This window comes from Bacillus sp. FSL R9-9834 (genome assembly GCF_038006905.1).
In the GTDB taxonomy this organism is placed as follows: Bacteria; Bacillota; Bacilli; order Bacillales; family Bacillaceae_G; genus Bacillus_A; species Bacillus_A pacificus.
The window spans coordinates 3,087,641-3,111,610 of sequence record NZ_JBBOWD010000001.1 but is presented as its reverse complement, the minus strand read 5'-3'; the positions used below and the strand labels follow the sequence as shown (position 1 = coordinate 3,111,610).

Annotated in this window: 27 protein-coding genes and 10 pseudogenes; 35 read left to right on the top strand and 2 right to left on the bottom strand. The window is 32.9% G+C overall.

Annotated features, from left to right (window positions below; genetic code table 11):
* Positions 1 to 7 precede the first annotated feature (7 nt).
* The 22 genes and pseudogenes from MKY00_RS16120 (at position 8) to MKY00_RS16015 (ending at position 16,130) form a co-directional block, all read left to right on the top strand.
* The gene (locus MKY00_RS16120; RefSeq protein ID WP_016718042.1) at positions 8 to 1,681 is read left to right on the top strand and encodes a hypothetical protein; all 1,674 of its coding nucleotides are present in this window, start codon (positions 8 to 10) and stop codon (positions 1,679 to 1,681) included.
* 8 nt (positions 1,682 to 1,689) lie between these two features.
* Entirely contained in the window at positions 1,690 to 2,226 is a 537-nt protein-coding gene (locus tag MKY00_RS16115) for a SecY-interacting protein Syd (RefSeq protein ID WP_016718041.1), read from the top strand.
* Positions 2,227 to 2,265: 39 nt separating this feature from the next.
* Positions 2,266 to 2,418: pseudogene (locus MKY00_RS16110) on the top strand (endonuclease V); the annotation flags it as partial.
* Between the two features lie 296 nt (positions 2,419 to 2,714).
* Entirely contained in the window at positions 2,715 to 3,392 is a 678-nt protein-coding gene (locus MKY00_RS16105) for a toxin (protein WP_016718040.1), read from the top strand.
* 16 nt (positions 3,393 to 3,408) lie between these two features.
* Positions 3,409 to 3,732 carry a DUF6572 domain-containing protein gene (locus tag MKY00_RS16100; RefSeq protein ID WP_000025256.1) on the top strand — a complete coding sequence of 108 codons (324 nt, stop codon included), beginning with the start codon at positions 3,409 to 3,411 and terminating at the stop codon, positions 3,730 to 3,732.
* A gap of 23 nt (positions 3,733 to 3,755) precedes the next feature.
* Positions 3,756 to 4,412: a hypothetical protein gene (locus tag MKY00_RS16095; RefSeq protein ID WP_000646589.1), complete on the top strand. Its 657-nt coding sequence runs from the start codon at positions 3,756 to 3,758 to the stop codon at positions 4,410 to 4,412.
* Positions 4,413 to 4,479: 67 nt separating this feature from the next.
* A pseudogene (locus MKY00_RS16090) lies at positions 4,480 to 5,135 on the top strand (ADP-ribosyltransferase); the annotation flags it as partial.
* Between the two features lie 48 nt (positions 5,136 to 5,183).
* On the top strand, positions 5,184 to 5,963 hold the full coding sequence (locus MKY00_RS16085; protein ID WP_016718038.1) for a hypothetical protein: 780 nt from the start codon (positions 5,184 to 5,186) through the stop codon (positions 5,961 to 5,963).
* Positions 5,964 to 5,982: 19 nt separating this feature from the next.
* Positions 5,983 to 6,690 (top strand): pentapeptide repeat-containing protein, encoded by a 708-nt coding sequence (locus tag MKY00_RS16080; RefSeq protein WP_016718037.1) that lies wholly within the window; start codon positions 5,983 to 5,985, stop codon positions 6,688 to 6,690.
* A gap of 122 nt (positions 6,691 to 6,812) precedes the next feature.
* The gene (locus MKY00_RS16075; protein ID WP_016718036.1) at positions 6,813 to 7,544 is read left to right on the top strand and encodes a DNA/RNA non-specific endonuclease; all 732 of its coding nucleotides are present in this window, start codon (positions 6,813 to 6,815) and stop codon (positions 7,542 to 7,544) included.
* A complete protein-coding gene (locus MKY00_RS16070) occupies positions 7,545 to 8,030 on the top strand; it encodes an immunity protein YezG family protein (protein WP_016718035.1) in 486 nt (161 codons plus the stop codon).
* Positions 8,031 to 8,190: 160 nt separating this feature from the next.
* Positions 8,191 to 8,378, top strand: a pseudogene (locus MKY00_RS16065) (hypothetical protein).
* A gap of 57 nt (positions 8,379 to 8,435) precedes the next feature.
* The gene (locus tag MKY00_RS16060) at positions 8,436 to 9,128 is read left to right on the top strand and encodes a DNA/RNA non-specific endonuclease (protein ID WP_016718034.1); all 693 of its coding nucleotides are present in this window, start codon (positions 8,436 to 8,438) and stop codon (positions 9,126 to 9,128) included.
* 7 nt (positions 9,129 to 9,135) lie between these two features.
* Complete coding sequence (locus MKY00_RS16055) at positions 9,136 to 9,627, top strand: immunity protein YezG family protein (protein ID WP_016124921.1); 492 nt, start codon at positions 9,136 to 9,138, stop codon at positions 9,625 to 9,627.
* Between the two features lie 275 nt (positions 9,628 to 9,902).
* A complete protein-coding gene (locus tag MKY00_RS16050) occupies positions 9,903 to 10,601 on the top strand; it encodes an AHH domain-containing protein (RefSeq protein ID WP_016718033.1) in 699 nt (232 codons plus the stop codon).
* The gene (locus MKY00_RS16045) at positions 10,598 to 11,092 is read left to right on the top strand and encodes a hypothetical protein (protein WP_016718032.1); all 495 of its coding nucleotides are present in this window, start codon (positions 10,598 to 10,600) and stop codon (positions 11,090 to 11,092) included. The genes MKY00_RS16050 and MKY00_RS16045 overlap by 4 nt, the downstream gene beginning before the upstream one ends.
* Positions 11,093 to 11,699: 607 nt before the next feature.
* Positions 11,700 to 11,871, top strand: a pseudogene (locus MKY00_RS16040) (transposase); the annotation flags it as partial.
* Between the two features lie 29 nt (positions 11,872 to 11,900).
* The gene (locus MKY00_RS16035; RefSeq protein ID WP_016718031.1) at positions 11,901 to 12,680 is read left to right on the top strand and encodes a hypothetical protein; all 780 of its coding nucleotides are present in this window, start codon (positions 11,901 to 11,903) and stop codon (positions 12,678 to 12,680) included.
* 19 nt (positions 12,681 to 12,699) lie between these two features.
* Entirely contained in the window at positions 12,700 to 13,413 is a 714-nt protein-coding gene (locus tag MKY00_RS16030) for a pentapeptide repeat-containing protein (RefSeq protein WP_016718030.1), read from the top strand.
* A gap of 122 nt (positions 13,414 to 13,535) precedes the next feature.
* Positions 13,536 to 14,234, top strand: coding sequence for an AHH domain-containing protein (locus MKY00_RS16025; RefSeq protein WP_016718029.1), 699 nt, complete (start codon positions 13,536 to 13,538; stop codon positions 14,232 to 14,234).
* Between the two features lie 24 nt (positions 14,235 to 14,258).
* Positions 14,259 to 14,714, top strand: a complete 456-nt coding sequence (locus tag MKY00_RS16020) for a DUF4274 domain-containing protein (protein WP_016718028.1) — start codon at positions 14,259 to 14,261, stop codon at positions 14,712 to 14,714.
* Between the two features lie 999 nt (positions 14,715 to 15,713).
* Positions 15,714 to 16,130: a tetratricopeptide repeat protein gene (locus MKY00_RS16015; RefSeq protein ID WP_016124896.1), complete on the top strand. Its 417-nt coding sequence runs from the start codon at positions 15,714 to 15,716 to the stop codon at positions 16,128 to 16,130.
* Between the two features lie 79 nt (positions 16,131 to 16,209).
* Here the strand turns inward: MKY00_RS16015 and MKY00_RS16010 are convergent, their stop codons facing one another.
* Complete coding sequence (locus MKY00_RS16010; RefSeq protein WP_000900622.1) at positions 16,210 to 16,464, bottom strand: SunI/YnzG family protein; 255 nt, start codon at positions 16,462 to 16,464, stop codon at positions 16,210 to 16,212.
* Between the two features lie 312 nt (positions 16,465 to 16,776).
* On the opposite strand from MKY00_RS16010, the gene MKY00_RS16005 reads away from it, so the two are divergent.
* Complete coding sequence (locus tag MKY00_RS16005; protein ID WP_016718026.1) at positions 16,777 to 17,109, top strand: DUF3895 domain-containing protein; 333 nt, start codon at positions 16,777 to 16,779, stop codon at positions 17,107 to 17,109.
* A gap of 212 nt (positions 17,110 to 17,321) precedes the next feature.
* Positions 17,322 to 17,552, top strand: a pseudogene (locus MKY00_RS16000) (hypothetical protein); the annotation flags it as partial.
* A 272-nt stretch (positions 17,553 to 17,824) separates the two neighbouring features.
* Here the strand turns inward: MKY00_RS16000 and MKY00_RS15995 are convergent.
* Entirely contained in the window at positions 17,825 to 18,442 is a 618-nt protein-coding gene (locus MKY00_RS15995) for a DUF4241 domain-containing protein (RefSeq protein ID WP_016718024.1), read from the bottom strand.
* 660 nt (positions 18,443 to 19,102) lie between these two features.
* Between MKY00_RS15995 and MKY00_RS15990 the strand changes: the two genes are divergently transcribed.
* From MKY00_RS15990 to MKY00_RS15940, 11 genes and pseudogenes are all read left to right on the top strand, one after another.
* Positions 19,103 to 19,399: a hypothetical protein gene (locus MKY00_RS15990; RefSeq protein ID WP_002024464.1), complete on the top strand. Its 297-nt coding sequence runs from the start codon at positions 19,103 to 19,105 to the stop codon at positions 19,397 to 19,399.
* Positions 19,400 to 19,485: 86 nt separating this feature from the next.
* Positions 19,486 to 19,725 (top strand): annotated as a pseudogene (locus MKY00_RS15985) (DUF7021 domain-containing protein); the annotation flags it as partial.
* 50 nt (positions 19,726 to 19,775) lie between these two features.
* Entirely contained in the window at positions 19,776 to 20,267 is a 492-nt protein-coding gene (locus tag MKY00_RS15980; protein WP_016718022.1) for an SMI1/KNR4 family protein, read from the top strand.
* A 61-nt stretch (positions 20,268 to 20,328) separates the two neighbouring features.
* Positions 20,329 to 21,117 (top strand): Imm47 family immunity protein, encoded by a 789-nt coding sequence (imm47, locus tag MKY00_RS15975; RefSeq protein WP_016718021.1) that lies wholly within the window; start codon positions 20,329 to 20,331, stop codon positions 21,115 to 21,117.
* A gap of 56 nt (positions 21,118 to 21,173) precedes the next feature.
* Positions 21,174 to 21,728 carry an SUKH-4 family immunity protein gene (locus MKY00_RS15970; protein ID WP_001989090.1) on the top strand — a complete coding sequence of 185 codons (555 nt, stop codon included), beginning with the start codon at positions 21,174 to 21,176 and terminating at the stop codon, positions 21,726 to 21,728.
* A 69-nt stretch (positions 21,729 to 21,797) separates the two neighbouring features.
* Complete coding sequence (locus MKY00_RS15965) at positions 21,798 to 22,349, top strand: SUKH-4 family immunity protein (protein ID WP_000602767.1); 552 nt, start codon at positions 21,798 to 21,800, stop codon at positions 22,347 to 22,349.
* Between the two features lie 3 nt (positions 22,350 to 22,352).
* Positions 22,353 to 22,706: pseudogene (locus MKY00_RS15960) on the top strand (hypothetical protein); the annotation flags it as partial.
* Between the two features lie 7 nt (positions 22,707 to 22,713).
* Positions 22,714 to 22,868: pseudogene (locus MKY00_RS15955) on the top strand (SecY-interacting protein Syd); the annotation flags it as partial.
* A 68-nt stretch (positions 22,869 to 22,936) separates the two neighbouring features.
* Positions 22,937 to 23,185 (top strand): annotated as a pseudogene (locus tag MKY00_RS15950) (immunity 22 family protein); the annotation flags it as partial.
* Position 23,186: 1 nt separating this feature from the next.
* A pseudogene (locus MKY00_RS15945) lies at positions 23,187 to 23,375 on the top strand (DUF6985 domain-containing protein); the annotation flags it as partial.
* 132 nt (positions 23,376 to 23,507) lie between these two features.
* Positions 23,508 to 23,969: an Imm30 family immunity protein gene (locus MKY00_RS15940; RefSeq protein ID WP_016718018.1), complete on the top strand. Its 462-nt coding sequence runs from the start codon at positions 23,508 to 23,510 to the stop codon at positions 23,967 to 23,969.
* The last annotated feature ends 1 nt before the right edge of the window (position 23,970 follow it).

Genomic DNA, 23,970 nt, shown 5'->3' with positions numbered 1-23,970 from the left:
AAAGGAAATGGATGTGAAATATAGACCTGAACCATGGCAAAACATGGGGGATGGTATGAATCGAATTACAAAAGATGCACTCATAAAATTACAGCGCGCAAATGAATTATTGAAAAAAATTGATGGAAGAATACGAGATTTAGATTCAGATGGTAGTATACATTTTAACCCAAAAGATCAATCGCAAAAAATCGGGGAATTACTTGATAGCTATTCGACATTACAAAAATATTGCGGAGAAGCAGGGCGATTGGTCTCTGAACATATAGATAAACCTTTTTTAGTAGAAATGGATAAATTCGCTCAAAAAATGAGAGATACATCTATTCTCAGTTTCGAAACAGATAACCGAATTGGCTCCACAACAACGACAGTATTACCAGATGCACACGCAGGGTACGGAAGTGTACCACAAACAATACAGAAGAAGAAAGATAAAATAACAGTAGAAGATATTTTTAGAGATTCACCTGCATTTGATAACGTACTGAGAGCGGAGTACAAAGAACTAAAAAAACAAAATCCGGATGCAAAACTAAATTATGAAGAATACAAGAAAGTAGTCCCATCCACACGAGGATTTGAATACAAATCGATAGAAGATGAACAGAAAAAACTAGAAATGGTGCGAGACATAGGAATAGGCGTAGGAATCATCATCACAACAATCCTTTGCCCACCACTCGGGGCCGCTGCCGCAGTAGTATACGGCGCTGTACAAATAAAAAGCGGTATCGACGGAGAAGACTGGGGAACACACCGGAAATTGAGCCAAGAAGAGCGGGTAGGAAACATCATTTTTGGCGGATTAGATGCAATCCCAGTTGTTGGAGCAGTAGGAAAAGGAGTAAAAGCATTCAAAGGCACGAGTGAATTAGCTGATTTAGCGAAATTATTAAAATTCAAAGAAGGAATGCCTGGTTTTAATCCAAATTTGGGTAAAAATGTGGTACAATCGCTTAAGGAAAATAAGACTTTAAAGAATGCACTAGATGCTATGAAAAATACTCCTATTCCAGTAGCAGTTAGGATGGTGGATACTGGAATAGGAGTGAGGCTTCCTTATATAGAATCTTCAACTGTTGGAGAAGTAGCTGGAAAGTTTTCAAAGGCAAGTACGGCAGCTAAGGATGACGCTTATCAACTTGCTAAGGGTAGTGGAGGTTCAGGAGTTAGTAAGGAAGGTAGTGTGGCTAAGGGTACGGGTGATATTGATAATCCTATTAGAACATATCGTGGTGTAGAACTTCAAAATATAGATCCAGTTTATATTGCGGATCAACGTACAGTCGTTGAGATGCCTTTTGTTGGGAAAGGCGAAAAGTACACTAATGCAGAAGGATGGAGACGTGATTTAAAGTATTTTTGGAGTGAACTCCTTGATCGACATCCAGAAGCATTCAGCCCGAATAATAGAGCAATAATAGAAGGTAGGAATCCTTTTACTGATAGTCCTGTTAATGATAAGGTGTTTAGGGAATACTTCTCTCAATATGATGTTAAAGGTGTTAGGGGGGACAAATTAGTTCATCATCATATTGGTGGAGGTGGACAAGCATTTCCAGTGCCCCAAAAACTACACCCAGGCTCCGGTGGAATTCATAATATAGAAAAAGAGGCAGGGATATGGGGGAAAGATAAAATTTATTCAGAGTTACTACAGAAACTTATTAAGGAGTGATTTCTAATATGAAAGAGATTATGAAAGACTATTTTGAAAAATTTATAGATAAATGGATGGAGTACAACAATTCCTTACCGCAAATAGCATGGAATGAAGATGTAGATGAATTTATATATTCGGGTGAAGAAGATGAATATGGATATATTTCTTGGAAACCAATAGAGAAGGGAGTGGAATTTTCCTTTGATGAAATTGAAAGTCAATATAACGTTCAGTTACATGATTCGGTGAAGCAGTATTTCAATTCATATTGGTTTTTAGAATTAACGGGATGGGTTTCTTCTTATAATATTAATTTGCACCCCGTTATTCCAGGGATTGAACCAGATTATTTTATTTCACTTGTCAAAGACTATGCAGAATCTAAAGAGGATATTTTTAAATTTATCCCAATTGGTTTTGAATCAAATGGCATGTTAATAGTGCTAGACAACAATACAGGTGAAATTTTAGTTGAAGATTTTGAATTAAATGAGTATAAACGAATAACTAATAGTTTAGAAAGTCTCATTTCACAATTGAAATTTAAGGATGAACAATAGAAATCTATGGTTGAACTTTAAGTACGACAAAGTGTTTAACCTATTTTTGTTTCTTGTGGGAACTGGATTGATTTAGATACAAGTACTGAAATTGTTATGAACTGTATTAATAATGAGAGTCATTTACCTATTCCTGTTAGATTAGCAGATTTAGAAACACATAAAATGAGGAAGAAGTTAATAGGAGAATAAAACAATGTATTCTATATTTATTAAGCAATAACTACAAGTAGAATGCATTTATATAAACTTGTAAGTTTTACCTAGGATTTGTCACAACATGTAAGGCTGTCGAACTGTTACTAAAAAACTTACAAATTTAATACTACTTAAAAACATATAAATTTAAAGCACTTGATTGTCTACTGAAGGCAACAAGTGCTTTTTTAATAGATAAGCATGCTATAAATTTATAAAAATTATTTTTGTGAATTAAGGCTAACCCAAATTACTGGTATTATATAATTGGAAATACATTAGCAAAAGGTGTGGACTCCGTAACCCCATTCGTAAAAGGTGTAGAAATACTGCCAGATGGAAGTGTCGCTAGAACTGGAACGAACTATAGCGGGAAATTCCAAGAAGCCCATGATGCCTCAAAGGCGAGTATTCAGAGTAGGGTCTCGAATTTGGAGAGTGGTGGGGTTAAGGGTACGGGTGAAGGTGGAAAAGGGAATTCTGATTTACTTGATAATACTGGTAGATTTAAAGATGCTGAGTTGCAATCTAAGTATGATGTATATTGTGAAAGGAAATATAAGAATAGTGAAGCGCCTAAAGAGCCACTGGAGTGGAAAGAAGCAAGTGAAAAATGGGCATCACTTAAAGAGCAGGGGCAAGAATTTTCTGATGAAAGTTTTAATCTATTTTCACAACAATATGAAAATGCTGAACGAGAAATAACCATTGTTACACATGAAGGGACTAAGGTAAGAGTTGACGCAATTGCATCTGATGAATATGGGAATGTTATTATACAAGAATATAAAAGTTCCGCTACTGCTCCCTATACTACTAATCAAGAAAAGGGATTCCCTGAATTGAAGAATTCTGGTGGAAAGGTCGTAGGTGAAGGAAAGGGAGATTTTTCAGGGGGATACGAAGTGCCTAGTGGAACAAGGCCGCAAATTGTTCGTCCTGAAGGGACAACTTATTTTGATGAATAAATGAGGTGAGAGATAAGTGTCAATATTAGACAAAAATAAAATAGATGGAATTGGCAAGAGTATGGGTGAAAATAAGTTAGCATTAATGATTGCAGATCATTTAGATTGGGAAAATGAACTTCAGCACTTAACATTGTTACAAGATAAAATTAATGCCTATGTATCTTTTATTGAAAGTGGGCAAATCTATAGTGTTTATCCGGATGCTAAGTTAGTAGATGGCTTTATATTCGATTTAAGATTTAAATATAAACCAACTGAAAATTGTAATAAATTATTGGAGGTTTTTAGGAAGAATACTCAAGATTTGAGGATTGAGTTTAAAATATATGAATCTTAGGTAGTTTGAATTGGAGATGTAATATGAAAGCAAATAAAGCATTTGAGCGCGTATGTAATCTAATATCTGAAAAGTATTTAGATAATGGCTGGAAATATTCTAAGTCTGGTCATTGGATGAGTAAAAAAGATAAAAATTTCATTTATAAGGTACTCTTTTATACAAGTTGGAATAATATATCTGATAAAAATGTAGTATTTTATGGTGAATGCGCAATTCTTCCTTTAAAATCTAAAGATAAAATATTTCATATTAATACACGTCAGTGCAATGTACCAAGCGGTCAGTTATATTGGAACATAGCAAATGAGGAAGAGTGGGAGCGGACAGTTAACGAATTCACTAATTGGTTAAATAGTGTATTTATGCCAATTGTAGAAAGGTGTACGAATGATTTGAACAACTTTGTAAAAGAGGTTGTTGAAAGGGGTTTTTATCCTCAAAAGGGTTATATGGTAGATATTAATTTTATATTAACGCACGGGTCGCGTGAATTGGCAGAGGAAGCTATCAAAAGATACTATGACAGTTTGGAAGAGTCAATAAAAAAAGAATTTAAAGATAACTATGAAAGTATGGTGTGTGGTAATGAAGCAGTTAGTGCATATGGTAATAATATGATGAGAAATTACACCAATTTTAGAACTATCATAGATAATAAAATAATTGTTACTTTATAGTACATCAAATGGTTTGACTTAGTAAGCGATAATTGGTAACCCAATTATCGCTTTTGGTTTTAAATAAGGTACGGGTAAAGGTAGTAATGCAAAACCCAAAAAAGTTAAACTAACTCCAGAACGAGAAAAATACTATCGAAAGAAAATAGATGAAGCTGAGGCTCAGGGAGAGTATAAAGTAGCAAATGATATTAGATATGAACGTCATTGTAAAGAAACGATCCCACCTTTAGATCGTGAAAAATGGGATGTTAGGAATGAGAATCTAAAAAAAATCACAGAGTGTGGTAGGGAAGAAGAAATAAAAGGAAGAAAAGCTTTAGGAGAACATCTTGACCGTAAGCTAGAGAACAATAACCTTGGTAAGGTTGTTACGTATACATCCAGTGAAGGGCATCTTACGCTATAGGTCGTAATGCTAAGGATGAAATCGATTTAGTTCATGATCACAAACACAAAATAAGTGACAAAGAACACGTTATTCATAATGACAGTCAAATGCGAGCTGAAAGGGAAATGCTCGAAGATAAAAATGGAAGTCATATTGTGACAATATCAAGTGATAAACCCGATTTGAATGGGATTCCTCCTCATCCAAGACCAAGTAGGCCTTTAGGAGAAAAGAGTGAGATTTACTACACTGATCCAAATAGCGGTAAAGTGACTCATAAATGGGAGAACAATACACGTTTACCTGGTGGAGGTAGGTGGAAAAAACTATGAATAAAAATTATTATGTGACTATATTTTTTAGTATTAAGGAGGATATACATGAAACCTGATTTTTTCTCAATTACAATGTATCCTACAGTATCTTTTAACGAAGAAGAAGTATTAGGTCGTCTTTTGGATGTGTTTGAGTCAAATGAAAAATTTGCTCCTACTCATTGGGGTAACAGTGAAACCGTACGGGTAGAATATAATCGTCAGGAAATCCTGGAAAAAGTAGTTTCAGAGCATAAAGTATCAGAAGTTTACCTTTATCGTGATAAATCGGTGAACTATAGTGGGAGTTTTGAAGTTAACTGGAGTCATTGCTCATTTTTGAAGTTTGAGTTTCATAAATCGATACCTAAAAAATTATGGCCTGCTTTTTTTGAGTTATCTGACCAAATTGCAGAAATTGCGAAACCAAGTTATGGAGTAACTCAAATTTTTTGGCCTTTATCATATCCGTGGAATACCGAACGTGAACGATTACAAATGTGGATGGAAATATCTTCCCAACCAATACCAGTTAGGTTTCTTCCTAACGGTCCCTTAGGGGTAGGGGCTAGAACATACTTTAGCGGTCATATTTTAGAAATGTTTGATAAGGAATTATTACAAAATAGTCCAGTTGTGGTATCTGAGCTAGATTGGGGTGGCCTTTGTATTGATATTTTAAATAATCCATTAGAGAGTGATAGTGATACATTACTTGATAATTGGCTACAAGTAATGAAGTATTTGGAACCAGCACAAGTAATGGCTATACCAAGTTTTGATGAAGATCAAATGGGTGTAACTTATTCTCCAAATATTGGTTGGAAGGACTATCTGAAAAGCTAAATGAAAGGAGCTCGTAATAATGAATGAGAATGATAGAATAAGAGTCATGGAAATATTAAATCAATCTCAATACAATGATGAAATTATAGATGGGCTAGATATGAGCAATTTAGACCTTACTTTTTCTGATTTGTCAGAGGTGATGGCAGAGGGGATCATGGCAAAACAAGTCCATTTAAGAGCTTCTTCACTAATGAGAGCATCTTTTTTTGATTGTGATTTTGAGTTTGCTGATTTCAGGAGCTGTAATTTAGAGGAAATACATATTGCAGATTGTAGATTTGGTGAAGCTAATTTCTTTAAAGCCAATATGAAATATGCAAAGGTAAATATAAGTAGTTGTTTTGAAACATGTTTTGATGAAGTTGATTTTTCATATGGAGAATTAGTTGGAACGATATTAAATCATGCTACTTTTCGACGAGCGAATTTATATAAAATAGATGCAAAACAGGCCGACTGTACGGGAACAAATTTCAGCAACGCGAATCTTACAGAAGGTAACTTTGAAAAAGCATATTTAGAAGATGCTAATTTATCAGAAGTAAACGCTAGAAACGCAGATTTTACTGACGCAGATTTAACGGGAGCGACCCTTTTAAATGGTGATTTTACTGACGCGAATTTTACCGGTGCTAAACTTGACAATGTAGTTTGGACAGGAGCAAAGGTAGAAGGAGCCAAATTTGACGAAAATGTGAAGGAACAAATCTTAAAAATGATTTAAATATGATGGGGATTATATACATTTGAGCACTCGAAAACCTATGATTGGTAGCGAGTGCTTTTTTCTTAGAGATATTAGAGATTGATAAATAAGTGAAAATCAATATAGATTATTTTTAAGGATTGTTAGATAGATTAAGTTGGGAATATTATATAATTGAAAATACATTAGCAAAAGGTGTGGACTCCGTAACCCCATTCGTTAAAGGTGTAGAAATACTGCCAGATGGAAGTGTCGCTAGATCTGGAACGAACTATAGCGGGAAGTTCCAAGAAGCCCATGATGCCTCTAAGGCGAGTATTCAGAGTAGGATCTCGAATTTGGAGAGTGGTGGGGTTAAGGGTACGGGTGATAGTAGTAAGGCTGTTGATGATGTAGTTAAAGATGGTAGTCACTTTTCAGATGAATTTAAATTGAAACCTAATGTAAAATATGAAACGAATGGATATCTATATCAAACAGATGAACTAGGAAGAATTGAGAGAGCATCTGGAGAATTAACGTTAGAGATGGGAGAACGTAATAGTAAGCATCAGCTAGCTGCTGGAGGAGAAGACCGAGTTAAAGCTCCTAGTACTCAAGGCGATCATGGTGGACATTTAATCGGTACGCAATTTAATGGATCTCCGCTAATTGATAATATAGTTGCAATGAATGGTAATGTGAATGTAAGTGCTTATAAAAAATTGGAATCTGCTTGGGCAAAAGCTTTAAGAGATAAGCGGGAAGTTATAGTTGATATTAGACCTGTATATGAGGGGAGTTCTGTGAGGCCCGTGAGCTTTAATATAAAATATAGAATTGATGGAGAAAAATTTAAAGCTAGTTTGAAAAATGTATATGGAGGAAAATAAATGAATACAGAAAACTTGGAAAGTATTTATCAAAAAGTAGCTATGCAGTTAAACAGTATTATTCCAGAACCATGGGAAAAAGTAATGGTATATTCAGAAGTTGATGAATATAGTGATTCGACGGTATTTTTCTACTATCCAAAAAATAAGCAGGAACCGATATACAGTTTAGATATTGAAGATATGGAAGGGATTGATGAAGACGAGACTGATCGTCAATTAAATCTTCTTGACAGTATATTCAGAGAGTTATGGGAAGAATTTAAAAAAAATAAGCAGGAACCTTGGACTAATTTAACATTTGAGTTATACTCTACTGGTAAGTTTGATGTTGAATTTGATTATACTTTATTAGAGGAAGAAAATAATTATAATCATTATGAGAGATTAATTATATGGAAGTATAAAAAGTTAGGAGTTTCTCCTGATGAAAAGAGAGAAAGTGATGTAAAACTAATTAGAGAATATATTAATACACACAAATGATCTCTACTAGGGTTATAGATATAGGGTGTTTGGAAATACATATTCTATGATGGTTGTCCCATCATAGAGTATTATGTGCAATGATAGAAGAGAATACGAAGTACGAGCTTAGCTGAGATGACATTTTACTTGGTGGTGAATATAAACATATGGAATGTATATTAAACTAACGAACTCGTACAAACTCGTAAGTTTTAACTTAGTAGTTGTCATACTATTACTATAAAATTTGCAAATTTATGCTACTTAAAAACATATGAACTTAAAGCACTTGATTGTCGACTACAGGCAATGAGTGCTTTTTTTATTGAAAGGTATACTATAAATTTAAAGAAATTATTTTTATGAATTAAAGCTAACAAAAATTTCTAGTATTATATAACTAGAACTACATTAGCAAAAGGTGTGGACTCCGTAACCCCATTCGTTAAAGGTGTAGAAATACTGCCAGATGGAAGTGTCGTTAGAACTGGAACGAACTATAGCGGGAAATTCCAAGAAGCCCATGATGCCTCAAAGGCGAGTATTCAGAGTAGGATCTCGAATTTGGAGAGTGGTGGGGTTAAGGGTACGGGTGAAACTCCTAAGATAACTGAAATAAAAGAGAAAGATCTTGGGAAGCACATTATTAAAGGGAAAAATGGAAGGAAAGAACTTGCGCCAAACGTGCGTTATATTACTGAGGATGGTTATAAATATACAACAGATGAGCTTGGTAGAATAGTAGATGTTGAGGCAGGAGAATTAATACTTCAAAAAGGAAAACGAAACACAGGAATGCAAGTGGCTGCAGGAAGAGAAGATAGATTACCGGATGATGATGGTGGGCATTTGATAGGGACGCAATTCCATGGATCCGGTGATATTGATAATTTAGTCGCTCAAAATAAACAAATTAATCGTTCGGGTGGAGAATGGTATAACATGGAGAAAGAATGGGCTAATGCATTAGGTGGAAAGCCTCCTAAAAAAGTGACAGTAAAAATTGAACCAGTATACTTAGGTTCATCGCTAAGACCAAACTCATTTAAAATAAAATACCAAATTGAAGGCCAACGTAAGGTAATACGTGAAATACTTAATAAAACAGGAGGTTGATGTAAAAGTGTTCGAATTAGAATTAAATAAAATCTATCAAAATATAGCGCAAAAAATAAATGATACAATTCCCGTAGAATGGGATATCTTTTATTTTAATGCAGAGATTTATAACCAAGAGGGTGGGGTATTATTCTTTTTCAATACCCCAGATAGATCGGATGAATATATATATTCCCATGATATACCAGATGTATTTAATGTGAGTGAAAAAGAATATGATAAGACATATGATGAATTATTTCATTTAAGTGTAGAGTTACAGGAAATATTTATAAAAAATAATCAGGAACCTTGGTATTCTTTTGATATGATTGTGACATCTGAGGGGAAATTAAAAATTCATTATGGGTATACTAAATGGTATCAATCTACTTTTGGACCGAATGACCGAGTGGATTATTTTGAATATAAATATTTAGGGAAGAAACCTAGTAATGAAAATGAGCGAAGAAAATTCGAAGAGATGAAAGAATATGAAGAGCAAAATAAATCTTAAAATATTTTTTTGTTAAATTAAGGAATGTATTATTAGCGAGTAAATATGTAAAATATCCAAATTAACTAGCTTTAGTTGGACTATTGAAAAAAGAATAGTAACGGATCAATGTTACGTATAAAACATATGAAGTTAAAGCACTTGATTGTCTACGAAAGGCAACGAGTGCTTTTTTAATAGATAAACATGCTATAAATTTTTAGAAATTATTTTTATGAATTCAGGCTAACAAAAATTACAAGTATTATATAATTGAAATTAAACTAGCAAAAGGTGTGGACTCCGTATCCCGAATCTTTAAAGGTGTAGAAATACAGCCAGATGGAAGTGTCGTTAGATCTGGAACGAACTATAGCGGGAAATTCCAAGAATCCCATGATGCCTCAAAGGCGAGTATTCAGAGTAGGATCTCGAATTTGGAGAGTGGTGGGGTTAAGGGTACGGGTGAAGCTACTAGACTTATTCCAGGTACCCCTGGAAAGGTTACAGGAGGTAGTTCTACAAAATTAGGGCAAAATTTATTGGAATCCATGGGGCTTCCACGTTCTGCATCATGGAAAGGATATCAGGCACAACATATAATACCTAAAAACTTAAGAAATCATCCGGTATTAAAGAAAATTGGAATGGATATGGATCATGCTGATAACGGGATATTTTTACCGATACCAGCAAAAGATCCAAGTGCTTTGTCTAGGCATAGAGGATTTCATAGTGTATATAATAATGTGGTTAAAGATCAGTTAGATAAATTAAATATTAATCAAAGTATTAAGGAGTTGGAACAACAAGTATTTGAATTGCAACAAAAATTAAAAAAAGGTACAGAAAGTGGCTTACCATTATACAAATCAAAGGTATTAGAAATTGGTATTGAGAAGTTTTACAAGACAAAATTAAATGAAGAAATAAAGATTTGGCAAAGAGGTGGCGGTGCTACTGAAGAACTTTGGGAAAGGTGGATAAATAAATGAAGTACGGAAAAAACACTCAATTAGTCGAAGAGGTTATTAATTTTATTACAAATTTACAATTTTTTTATAATGAAAACCTTCTAAATCGTGATGTTGTTATGGTTAATGAGTATGAAAGAGCACAAGAATTGGCATGGTCTCAAGATTTGGATGAGGTTGAAAACGTTTGGGAAGATATTAAATCCTCAGAAGGTGGGGAAATAATAGGACAATTATATGAGCATGATTTAAACTCTATGGAGCGTCCTATAAGGGAGATTATTCAATCATCCGAGAACTATTCAGGTGATTTTGTATTACAATATATTGATATTTTTGAAGAAATAATTGGAGATTTACATATGTGTGCACTAAATCGTTTAGTAAATGGAAAAGTTGATAATTTTTATGAAAGAATCTTTGAGGTTTATAAGCTTGGGGGATGGCCATGTGGATGGGAAGGTGAATATCCAGAAGGGAGAATAATTGTATATTCACCAGATAAAAAATAAAGTATATTTGTAGTGGAAAGAAAAACAATAAGTGGTTTAAAAGTAGAGACCCATGATGGTTGTACCATCATGGAGTATTACGTATAATGATAGAACAGAAAACGAGGTGCGAGCTTAGGCGAGATGACATTTTATCGAAAGATGAATATAAACGCATGGAAGAGACATAAAACTAACGAGCTCGTACAAGCTCGTTAGTTTTAAATTAATATTTGTCACGATATATATAAGGTGTCATACTATTATTATAAAACTTATAAATTAAAGCGCTTGATTGTCAATTATGGCAACAAGTGCTTTTTTTGCATTTTAGCGTAGAAATAAGTTGATAAACGTATAATTTTATAAGTGTATTAAGTGTTAAATTTTATAGATTGTAGTGGCTTTGTATAGTGTACGACACTACTAGAGAAAAAACTATTGTAAAAATTAAGGGGTGTATTATGTTTTGAAGTCATCGTAAAGTACGTTTTAACGGATTTACGTTACGAACACGTTATCCGCAAAAAACGGGTAAACGTTACAGGGACTCAAATTACTGTAACGGGAGGGAATTTATAATGGGAGAGAAAGTAGTTGGTTACGTACGAGTTTCAACGGAAGGACAATAAGAAGTATTGTACGGGATATTGAGTTTAAAAAGAAGGAAATGAAATACACCGAAAGAGAATTAAAATAGCTAGTAAAACTACTAGATTATCAATTAGAAACGATGCCGAGAATAGAACTTGTGACGGCATCAGCAATTAATTGCAGAAATTGGAGATGTAAGACGATTTTTTACTTTTTCGTATTAAGGAGGATATAAATGAAACCTAAATATTTTTCAATTGCAATGTATCCCACAGTATCTTTTAAACAAGAAGAGATACTGGGGCGTCTTTTGGATGTGTTTGAATCAAATGAAAAATTTGCTCCTACTCATTGGGGTAGCTGTGAAACAATACAGGTAGAATATAATCGTGAGGAAATTCTTGAAAAAGTGATTTCGGAGGGTAGGGTATCTGAAGTTCACCTGTATCGTGATAAATCTGTTAATTATAGAGGGAGTTTTGAAGTTAATTTGAGCCATGGTTCATTTTTAGAGTTTGAGTTTCATAAATCAATACCTAAAAGTTTATGGTCTGCTTTTTTTGAGTTATCCGACCAAATCGCAGAAATCGTGAAGCCAAGTTATGGATTGGCCCATATGTTTTGGCCAGTATCCTATCCGTGGAATACCGAACGTGAACGCTTACATAAGTGGATGAATATGTGTGCTCAACCTATACCAGTTAGGTTTCTTCCTAGTGGTCCCTTGGGGATAGGAACTAGAACATATTTTAGTAGTCATGTTTTAGATATGTTTGATAAGGAGTTATTAGTAAATAGTCCAGCTGTGGTATCAGAACTGAATTGGGGTGGGGTGTGCATAGATCTTTTACAAAATTCATTGGAAGTTGATATTGATACATTGCTTGATAGTTGGTTACATGTAATGAAATATTTGGAACCAGCTCAAGTAATGGCAATACCAAGTTTTGGTGATAATGGAAGAGGGGTATTCTTCTCACCTAATGTTGCTTGGAAGGACCATCTGAAAGGCTAAGTGAAAGGAGGTAGTAATAATGAATGAGAAGAAAAATGATAGAATAAGAGTCATGGAAATATTAAATCAATCTCAATACAATGATGAGGTAATAGATCAGTTAGATATAAGTGATTTAGACCTTACTTTTTCAGATTTGTCAGAAGTAATGGCAAGGCGTGTTATGGCAAAACGAGTTAGGTTGAGAGCTTCTTCATTAATGAGAGCGGTGTTTTATGATTGCGATTTTGAATTGGCTGACTTTAGAAGTTGTAATTTAGAGGAAATCAACATTGCAGATTGTAGGTTTGGCGAAGCGGATTTTTCTAAAGCGAATATGAAATATGCAAAGATAAATATAAGTAGTTGTTTTGAAACATGTTTTGATGAAGTTGATTTTTCATATGGAGAATTAGTTGGAACGATATTAAATCATGCTACTTTTCGCCATGCAAATTTGGCAGAAATCAATGCGGAACAGGCTGACTGTACGGGAACAAATTTCAGCAACGCGAATCTTACAGAAGGTAACTTTGAAAAAGCATATTTAGAAGATGCTAATTTATCAGAAGTAAACGCTAGAAATGCAGATTTTACTGACGCAGATTTAACGGGAGCGACCCTTTTAAATGGTGATTTTACTGACGCGAATTTTACCGGTGCTAAACTTGACAATGTAGTTTGGACAGGAGCAAAGGTAGAAGGAGCCAAATTTGACGAAAATGTGAAGGAACAAATCTTAAAAAGGATTTAAATATGATGGGGATTATATACATTTGAGCACTCGAAAACCTATGATTGGTAGCGAGTGCTTTTTTCTTAGAGATATTAGAGATTGATAAATAAGTGAAAATCAATATAGATTATTTTTAAGGATTGTTAGATAGATTAAGTCGGGAATATTATATAATTGAAAATACATTAGCAAAAGGTGCGGACTCCGTATCCCCATTCGTTAAAGGTGTAGAAATACTGCCAGATGGAAGTGTCGTTAGATCTGGAACGAACTATAGTGGAAAATTCCAAGAAGCCCATGATGCCTCAAAGGCGAGTATTCAGAGTAGGATCTCGAATTTGGAGAGTGGTGGGGTTAAGGGTACGGGTGAAGGTAATAGGATTATTCCTGGTACTCCGGGTATTGTAACAGGAGGAAATTCTACTAAATTAGGAAAAAATATGATGACAGAAATGGGGCTTAGACGTTCAACTAAATGGATTGGATATCAAGCACAGCATATTATTCCTTCTGAAATGGCAGATAATCCTGTAATTAAAAAGATAGGTATGAACTTTGATGACTCATCAAATGGTATTTTTCTAAGAGTACCAGATGATAATATAAGTACAATGGCTAGACACAGAGGATATCATTCTGTTTACAATGAAGTAGTTGCAAGAGCATTAAATAAAATGGATATTAACCAAAGTATTGATAGTTTACAAAAGCAGGTATATGATTTGCAAAAAAATTTAAGAAAATTACAGGGGAATGGTTTACCATTGTACCCAAGCCAAGGTGCAACAGTAGAACTCTGGGAAAGAAAGCTAAAACAATTGGAAATACAAAATAAGTAAATATCAGTAAGGTGGTAAGGTGTAATGGAAAATAAAGATATTAGTTTGCTTGAAGAATTACTTTATAATACAAATAAAGAGGATACAATTAGCCGAATAAAGAATATAGATAATCCAATACTCCTTCATTGTTTTGCAGCAAATTATAATTGGAATAGTGGATTTGATATACCAAATGCAATTCTTGAAAACAAAGATTGTGACTTAGGAACGGGATTACTAATGTTTCATTATGCAGACGGATATCGATTATTAGAAAGTCCAGAGGAAGTTTCGAATTCTCCATTACAAGAATGGAAGGTTTTTATATTAAAACTTCAAAATAAAATTATGAATTTGGAGTTTAAAACACAAAATATATCATTTAGCCCTGAATTAACAAAAATGCAAATATTCAAGTTGAAAAAAAGGAACCCAAGTATTTCAGATATTCTTATTAATGAGTCACCAGGAAATATAATTGATATTCCTAAAATATAAATAAACATTAAAAACTCATTACAGTAAATAAATGAGTTTAGTTATAGTGATTTTATAAAGCTTACTATACTAAATTATATTTTATGTACGAATATGATAAAGTTCGCGGTGCTAAATTTAAATACGCATAAGTATATATGAATAAAAAATAAAGTATATTTGCAGTGAAAAAAAGCATAGGCTGTTAGAAAATACGTACTTCATGATGGTTGTACCGTCATGGAGTATTATGTGCAATGATAGCATAGAAAAAGAATTACGAGCTTAGGCGAGATGACATTTTACTGGGCGATGAATATAAACCATGGAATGCATATTAAACTAACGAACTCGTACAAACTCGTAAGTTTTAACGTAGTAGTTGTTACCACATATAAAAGGTGTCATACTGTTACTACAAAACGTACAAATTGATGCTGCTTAAAAACAGATGAAACTTAAAGCACTTGATTGTCTATTTGAGGCAACAAGTGCTTTTTTATACATTTAATTATTTTTATGAATTAAGTCTAACATATATTGGTAGTATTATATAATTAAAAATAAACTAGCGAAATATTGTGATAATAACTCTTCATTAAAGGGGTAGAAGTATGAATTAATGAAAGTGTAAAAAGAAGTTCTTGTGGCCTGTAAGGAGGGTATTCAGTATGCAGAGTAGAACCTCGAACTTGGAAAGGTGTGTTGTTAAGGGAACAGGTAATATTGTAAAAGAAGTAGCTTCAAAAAACTGTTACCAAGAGAAGGTGACATAGGAACGTATAAAAATCTAAATAAAGCAGAATCGGTTAGCTCAAATAAATGCTGGTTAAAGAAAAAGAACTTGAAAGAAAGATACAAAAACAGATTAACGACTTTAATAAACAATGAAAAATGGGAGATGGATAGTAGATGAATCAAAAACTTACTTATTTAAAAAGGTACAATAAACATGTTCGAATATTAACAATCGATGAAAACTACTTGCCACCAAATAAATAATTATTGGGAGGATTTATATTGGAACTCAACGATCAAGTGTATGACCGAATTGTGAGATTATGTAACGAAGGAGATGCTTTTGTTGAAAAAGGAAAAGATGATAAAGCAATAGAGAGCTATATTGCTGCTCTGGATTTGGTTCCGTTACCGAAGACCGATTGGGAAACAAGTACATGGATTTATACAGCATTAGGAGATACTTATTTTTTAAATCGTGAGTATGAGAAAGCGAAAAGTAATTTATATAATGCACGAAACTGTCCGGATGGTATTTCAAATCCATTTATTTTACTGAGACTTGGAGAGAGTTTATTCGAGTGCGGGGAGCTTGATAAAGCTAGAGAGTATTTGCTAAGAGCATATATTTTAGAAGGCTATAAACTCTTTTTTAATGAGGATGATAAGTATTTTGAATTGATTAAGGATATGATTTGAGGAGGGTAAATATGGCTATTTTACAATCACATATAATAGAATGAAAGTGTTTAACGTTTAAATATAGGAAGAAAAACAATTAAGCTTTTATTTTATTTAAAATGGATACTCTATTAGTAGTGAATAATAAATAATTTTGTTTTACTGTCTTAATTAAAATACGATCAGTTGTACCATATGCTGTTCCAATTCGGATTACGCTTTTTTCTTCAACACCAGCATATGTATTATCTTCCGTTACCTCAGTGATTTCACATAATGGAATATGAATTTTAGAGAATTGCCATGAAATAATTAGTTCATCTTTTGTTTTTTCAACATGAATACCTAACATATTACCAGAACCTTTCTATAATAAAATTTTACTCGTGCTATTTTATTATACAAATTTATAAATTTTATTTCTATTTTTTTACAGATAGTATACAATTAACAACGAGAAAATGTTCATTATTACTTTCATCCTTATTATAACGAATTCTACAATAGAAAACAGAACGTATATTTGGTATAATCGAAATATACTATATGAAACGATGTACATGAGTTTGAGATTTATGAAAATAAGTAAGTAATACATAATAATACATACGCTATAGGATTCAGTTCATGTTATACAAATCAATCGTTAGAAAGGAAAAGAAGTATGAATCAAATTTCATTCGAAGATTTATTTGAAGAAGAAAACAAACGAGAAAAGGTGGAGGTAGCTGAGATTCAAGTACCTTTATCGCCCTTACAAAAGGACATTTTAGAATTAATTAATTGTGAAGAAATAAGTGCACTTGAGTTATGCGAACAATTAATACGAGCTGGTAAAATATCAGATGAAAGATTCACAACGAATAAGCCTAAAGCATATGGGCAAGTATGCTTACTATTAGAAGGTTTTGTTAAAGAAGGAAAGCTTATTTTTGTCAAAAGTGATGAGAAAAGAGATAGAGTATATAAATTGAATGAAGAAGATTCTAACGAATAATATGTATAAAGTATAGTAATGAAATAAGGAAGTCCTCATATTTGTGTTGAAAGATTATTTTCACATAAGCGTGGGGATTTTTTTGAGGGAGGATGTATGAAAGCTATATTGCTAATAATTTTACGGAGTTTTTAAATAAGTTACGTGATTAATAGTGGGAAAGGGATTTAAACTTATTTGGCTGTGATAAAGCAAATAAAAGCAGTAGTAAAATGAAACCGAATTATTTTACAATCGCAATGTATCCGACTGTAGCATTTAACGAAGAAGAGATATTAAATCGTCTTCTAGATGTATTTGAGTCATACGAAAAATTCGCTCCTACTCATTGGGGAAACTGTGAAAAGGTGCATGTAGAATATAATCGCCAGGAAACCATAGAAAAAGTAATTTCGGAGCGTAGAGTATCTGAAGTTCACCTGTATCGTGATAAAACAGTGCACTAGTAACTCTAAAATCAACCATTATGTATATTTTGGAGTTACTTGACGTTAACTCTACATCAGTAGAGTTAATAAATTATTTAAATAAACAACTGTTAATAAACAACTAGAATTAATGCAGGGTTATATTCACTTAAGAATATAACCCTATTTATCAGAACCAGTAGTACATAAGGAGATTATCCCACGGGTTATTTACAAATATTAGACGAGGAATATTTGACGCTGTAAAAGAAAAAATATTGACTTTTATATCATTATTGATGTTGTCCTCAATTTTCCTCATGTAGCACTTGAAAATCAGTAACAAGTGAAACGATTTTTCCTGCTTCATCGATTCCCCAATAGGAAGGATAAAATCCATCTCCATAACCTGAACGGAATATAATGATATTACTTCCTGTTTCTTCACACACCACGCAATTTCCCCAATCTTCATCATGTTCTGTTAGTATGTCATCTATAAGATCATCATACAAACTAGTAAATTCTTCTCCTAGTTCTTGTTGTAACCTGTCTTCTATTTCTTCTAACTTACCAATTGCTTCAACATCTGCAAAGCACCCTAAGCCTGTATCAACTGGGTAACCAAAAATATATCCGTCTTCCAGTTCACTTATATTTTGTCCTGGTTTTGTTGCCCTCTTCCATCCTACCGCTTTTGACTCCGACAATTTTAATTCAGCACCAGCAATGACTCCATCTTCCTTATGCCACCAAGCAACAATTGGATATGTACCTGGCTGAATTGTTTGTTCGAAGTGATTTTCATTAAAAATAAGAGGATCACAAGCAACAATTTTACCTGAAGTAACTTTCAACTGTTCTAGTGCTTCGGAACGCAGGGCCTCACTATCCGGTTTAGATAATTCACGTAATAACTTTGACATAATGTTTCTCTCCCTTTCCTTTTAAAATATTTGTTGGTGCTGCCTCCCATATATTTTTACATGAGTTACATTTGTGTTCTGTGGTATTTCTAGCGCCTTTGTATGTTCCTATAACTTCGATATTATCGCCATGAACTTCTAAAACCTCTGCGGCATATCATACCCGCGTTTTCTAATAGTTCCTCAACATATTCTTCATGCGTTTTACGTTTTCGGATATATTGCTCCGTACAAGTGTAGATGGAACAAACCTTTATTCATTGAAAAATATAACAAATGAATTTGACTTTAAAATTAGAACCAGTTTTGAGGATGTAAATAATAATCCACCCGTTGATTATATTATTTTAAGGGTAAAAATGCATTAATTAAAAATTCAATAAAAGAAGATTAGACTAGATAGTCTTTCTAGATTAATCTTCTTATTTTATATTCTCAAGGGATATCCCACTTCACTGCGACTCATTGCAATATGTCTACTTCTGTGACACATTACACAATTGTACAGAGATAATGAAGTAATATGAAAAAAAATATAAAGATTTAAATTTAATCCTATATATTTTTTATAAATTCTAAAAGTAAATCCCTTATTTTTGGTATGATTGACAGAGACTATTTAATTTCTTATGAATATTCTTGAAAAGGAAGTGATGCTGTATGAAATCAATAAATGTAAATGGGAATATATATTATATTGAATCTGTTCCTTTTGAAGATAAGAGTGAGCAGGATGAAGAAGGATACTACGAATATTTTTACAAAGGAGTCAATTTATCGTTTCACTCGGACAAAGAAATAATTAAAGCCCGAATTTATGACGACGAAGAAATAATATATTTCTTAAAAAATCCATTTCTTGCTTTTGGTAAAGATTTTGAAGCTATAAAAGTATATATAATTAAAGAATATGATGTAAATAAATTTAAAATTCCAGGTGAAAAAAAGCCTATATAGAATTATAGCTATAATTCTATATAGGCTTTACCATGACCAATTATAATAAAACAGGAAAACTCACAAAGTACTTATGCCTGTGGGCTATGAAAGGAATGTATTCGAAATTGAGTAAATCAAGTGAAATAAGTAGATTTGAAAATAGATTCTCAGAAAATGTGATTGAAATAGCAGCTGTCACAGGGGCATTAGGAATCGGTGCATCAAAAGGCGGTGACAACATTTTGTGGACTGCGTCAATTGATTTGATTGCGTGGAAAGACTTACATAACAATGAAGCGATTACAAAAGAAGACATACGACTCGCATGGTTGGTTGATGATGCAATTAGTTATTTCGGATAAACGTGATGTGATTTGTTAGGAGGTGAAGTTAAATGAGAAATGACTTAACATGGCCAGTACCGGATGAGCCAGTTTCAGCAGAATATATAGACAATGTGGGAAAAGGGATAGGGTATATATTTCCAAGTGACTATGTAGAATGTGCTACAAATAATAATGGTTCAGCTGTATTACCTTATAAATTTGAAATAGATACGATAACAAAGGCATTTGGAACTTTACTTTCTTATGATGTAGATAGTAGAGAATATATCGTTAAAGTATATAACCAGTATATTTCTACTCTACCAAATGAATTGGTGCCATTCGCATTTGACCCAGCAGGAAGTTTAATCTGCTTTGATTATAAAAATCATAAAGAAGATCCAATTGTCGTCTTTTGGGAACATGAGGGGGCATGGGAAAAGGAAACATTGATGGAAAGTGAAGGGATTACGGCTGAGGAAGCAGAGGAAAGAGCAAGAGAAAATGTATACCATATTGCTAATAATTTTACGGAGTTTTTAAATAAGTTACATGATTAATAATATTATTCATATGAAATGGTTCGTATAAATGTAAGCAGCAATAAAAGGAGAGAGAATGATGGACTTAGAGCATTTAAAAAAAGATATTTGGTATGGAAAAGTTTCTAATCATACAATTGAAACTCTTAAGTCTAACTTAAGGGATAGTGCAACAGAGACAGAATCCTTTATTTTAATTAACGAATTGTTAAAGTTAGGTGATTTCTCCGTAAAGGGGTTACTAATTGAACTTATGAATAGTACTCGAAATGAGCTTGTTTTGCATTTATGCACTAGACTATTTTGTTCAGTAGCTACTCATGATGATTTATTAGAAACGAATAATTTGAAATTCCTTTCAAGTGCTTCAGAGGATGGAGTTCATAATTTTGTAGTAAGTGCTAGTGAAACTCTTTCATATCATGTAGTACCATATCTTTTAGCATTACTAGAAGAGTGGGAAGATACCTTTGTTGAAAAAGCTATAAGAAATGAACTTTCATGGATGCTTGGAATTGAGGACGAGTATTATGAAGTATCGTTAGAAGAATTTAATGAAGCTTATTCTAAATTTATCGAAAATAACGATACGCAAGAATACTATTATCGTAATAGACTATCTTTTCCTGGAGATTTGGCAAAGGAGTTAGTTTCGGAAGTTATGAGTTCTTTAAGAGATAGAACTACTTATAATGTTGTTACTATACCTTCCGTTTTATCAATTTGGAGTGGAATCAAATGTCCTATTCAATACGATACGATAATAAAAAATGAAAAAAATAGAGAGTTGATGTCATATATCGATGTTTTAACAAAGAAAGAATGGAAGATTGGTAAAAAGTATTTTTATGGACATGTAGTCGTATAAGAAAGCAATATACGAGTAAAATCGAATACAGAGTGTATGATATACAGGAGGATAAAATGATCTCACCACAAGATTTTTTAGTGAATTGGAATGAAGAAATATACGGTTTAATTCATTATAATGAAAAAATCATTCACTCGTTTTCCTTCTCGAAAGAAACGAAAGACTTCTTAATTAAAGCAGGTTTTCCCGAGTCTGCTCCTCCATTTCTTACATTTGAACCTGCGGATAACGGTGGCGGGATAAGGTTGAGCGAGATACAAAATGAATTAGGTACGATGTATGATAAGTTTATATACTTTGGATTTACTGGTAGTGGAAATCCAATCTGTATTGATGAATCTAAATCACAACTCGTATATATAGATTATGACAATGAAAATAAAGTCGTTCTTATAAATAGTACGATAGAGAAGTTTGCAGAATCTTTACTTGTCTATGTGGAATTTATAAAAGAAGTAAAGGCTGCCAATGGAAGAAAGGCTTATATTGAAAAAAATATACCTAAAGGTTTGGTGGAGTGGATTTCTAGTGCACTTCGAAAAATTGATGCAGCTGCTTTAACAGAAGGATGTTTTTGGACAGAGGAATTAGGGAGTTTTAGTGAATAAGTGTAGATAATACCATCTAGTAGCCCAATTAAATCTTAAAAGACATAAACACATCAAGAAGGTGAAAAAATGATACTACCAGAGGATTTTCGAGAGAAATGGGATGTTAATAAAGATGGCCCACTCATTACATTTCCTGAAAAAGAATTAATAAACAAAAACTTTTCAGCTGAAGTGAAACGATTTTTGTCTATAGGAGGCTTGCCAGAAACACCGCCACCATATTTAGAATTTACTTCATCTCAGTCTTTCGTAAGGTCTATTATAAATGTATTTCATATGCCAGAAGAGTTTCGAAAATATTGGTATTTAGGAACAACAAGTTCTGGAGATCCAATTTGTATAATTGAAAAACAAGAAAAAATAGTATTTCTAAATAATAGTGATGCGTATAAAGAAGTGTTTATGAATTCTTCTATACAACAATTTGCAGCATGTTTATTAGTATATTCAAAAATGATTGATAAGGCAGTAGAGATAAATGGTGAGGATGCCTTTATCGATAATAATATACCAGAGTGTACAATAAGTTGGTTGAAGGAAGAATTGAAAAAAATTGATGATAAGTGTATGGAAAAGGGTTCTTTTTGGTGTATGGAAATTGAGAGCTTATATGAATAATTAGAAGTGAAAGAAAAGAATAAATGGAGTACAAAGAAGAAAGTGACCGTATTTGGGTTGATATTATTTGTATTTATTGGATTACCTATTATCGAAGGGTATCAGAATAGTAAACTAGTTGAAGAAGGTACATCATTACATGCAGAAATTGTAGGTAGGCATGTAGAGAAGGAATTCATGTTTACACATCCAACATTAGTAGTTGAGGTAGACGGTAAAAAGCATAATGTATGGGTAAGTGAAGAGACATATAACGGAGCAGAGTGGTTAGGTAGACTAAAAGTCATCAAAACAAAAGATGGTAAAGTGGAGAAAGACCCTAGATATGAGGGTGAAGACTTAATCACGAGTTATTAAGGGACAAGATAAGGTTCCTATAGTGGTAGAAAGAAATGGTTCACTATTTGTTTTAAATAATGTAAGTGGAAAGAACGAATTCGAGGATTTCGAACGTGGTTGTTTATAGAGGTTTCGAATAGTTTAAATGAGTTGATTTCTAGTTTGAGATTACAAAAATAGTAAAGTGAAGAATGTTTATGTGAATTATAGACCGGCTAGAGGGGCATGGAAAAGTGGAATATAGTGGAATGGCTTCAGTTTGGTTTGGAATTTCTAAATCACTCCAAAAACTTGAGGAGTATGTCGATATAGATTACACGATAGATGGTGATTCAGTTCATTCAAAGTTTGGGACGAGCTTTGAATTCGGTTATTATGATGAAGATAATATTGAAATTTGTTTTTATGAGAATAATAAAAGGGACGTTGAACATATTTTAAGTGATTTTTCTTACAGTGAACGAATTACTCCTAAAATAAAAAAGCTAATAAATGGAGGTTGAAACAACTGATCAAATGCTAGAGATGGTCAGTTTAGATGGTATTGTTGTTCCGTATGCACATATTACGGAAGGACGAGAGATTGGAATTACATTTAATTGTACGTGGGATATAGAAAATGGTGTAGGAGTTCGTTTATTAAATGAAAAGGTAATTAAAGTAGGTTATCAGGATATTACTTTTTAATTTAAATACGTCTCAACAAACGCTTGTATATTACTTTGAAAATAAAATAGCTGATTTACTGATGAAATTTACGATAAAAATCAATCGGGACAGTGAACATTTTGAAGATGAAAAAAGAAAGGATAATCTTTTTTGGATACTAAAGAACATTTAAATCGATTATATGATAACCGTTTGCTAGAAAATGAAAATGAGATACAAGAGTTTAATGAGTCATGCATACGAGTGATTGAGTGTAACGATGTTTCTATTATTCCAGATTTATGTTTAGTCTTTGATGATGATACTGAACAACCTGAAGTTATGTTTAGTTTGATTCATGGGATAGAGGGCTTATATGAAAATCATATAGAAGAGGGATTGAAATGTATTGCTACAGCTGCTCCGTCGATGATGAGTGGCGCTCAAGACTGGATAGAGATTATACATTACAGAATACTGAATAATCCCCAAATAAGAACGGTGTATGGAAAAGTACTTTCGCAATTTGATATATCCATTACGAGTAGCATTAAAGAACTATTATTGGAAATAAAAAATGAAGATCCTGATATGTTTAGTGAATCTGTTAATGAAGTTATTGAGCTTATCTAAT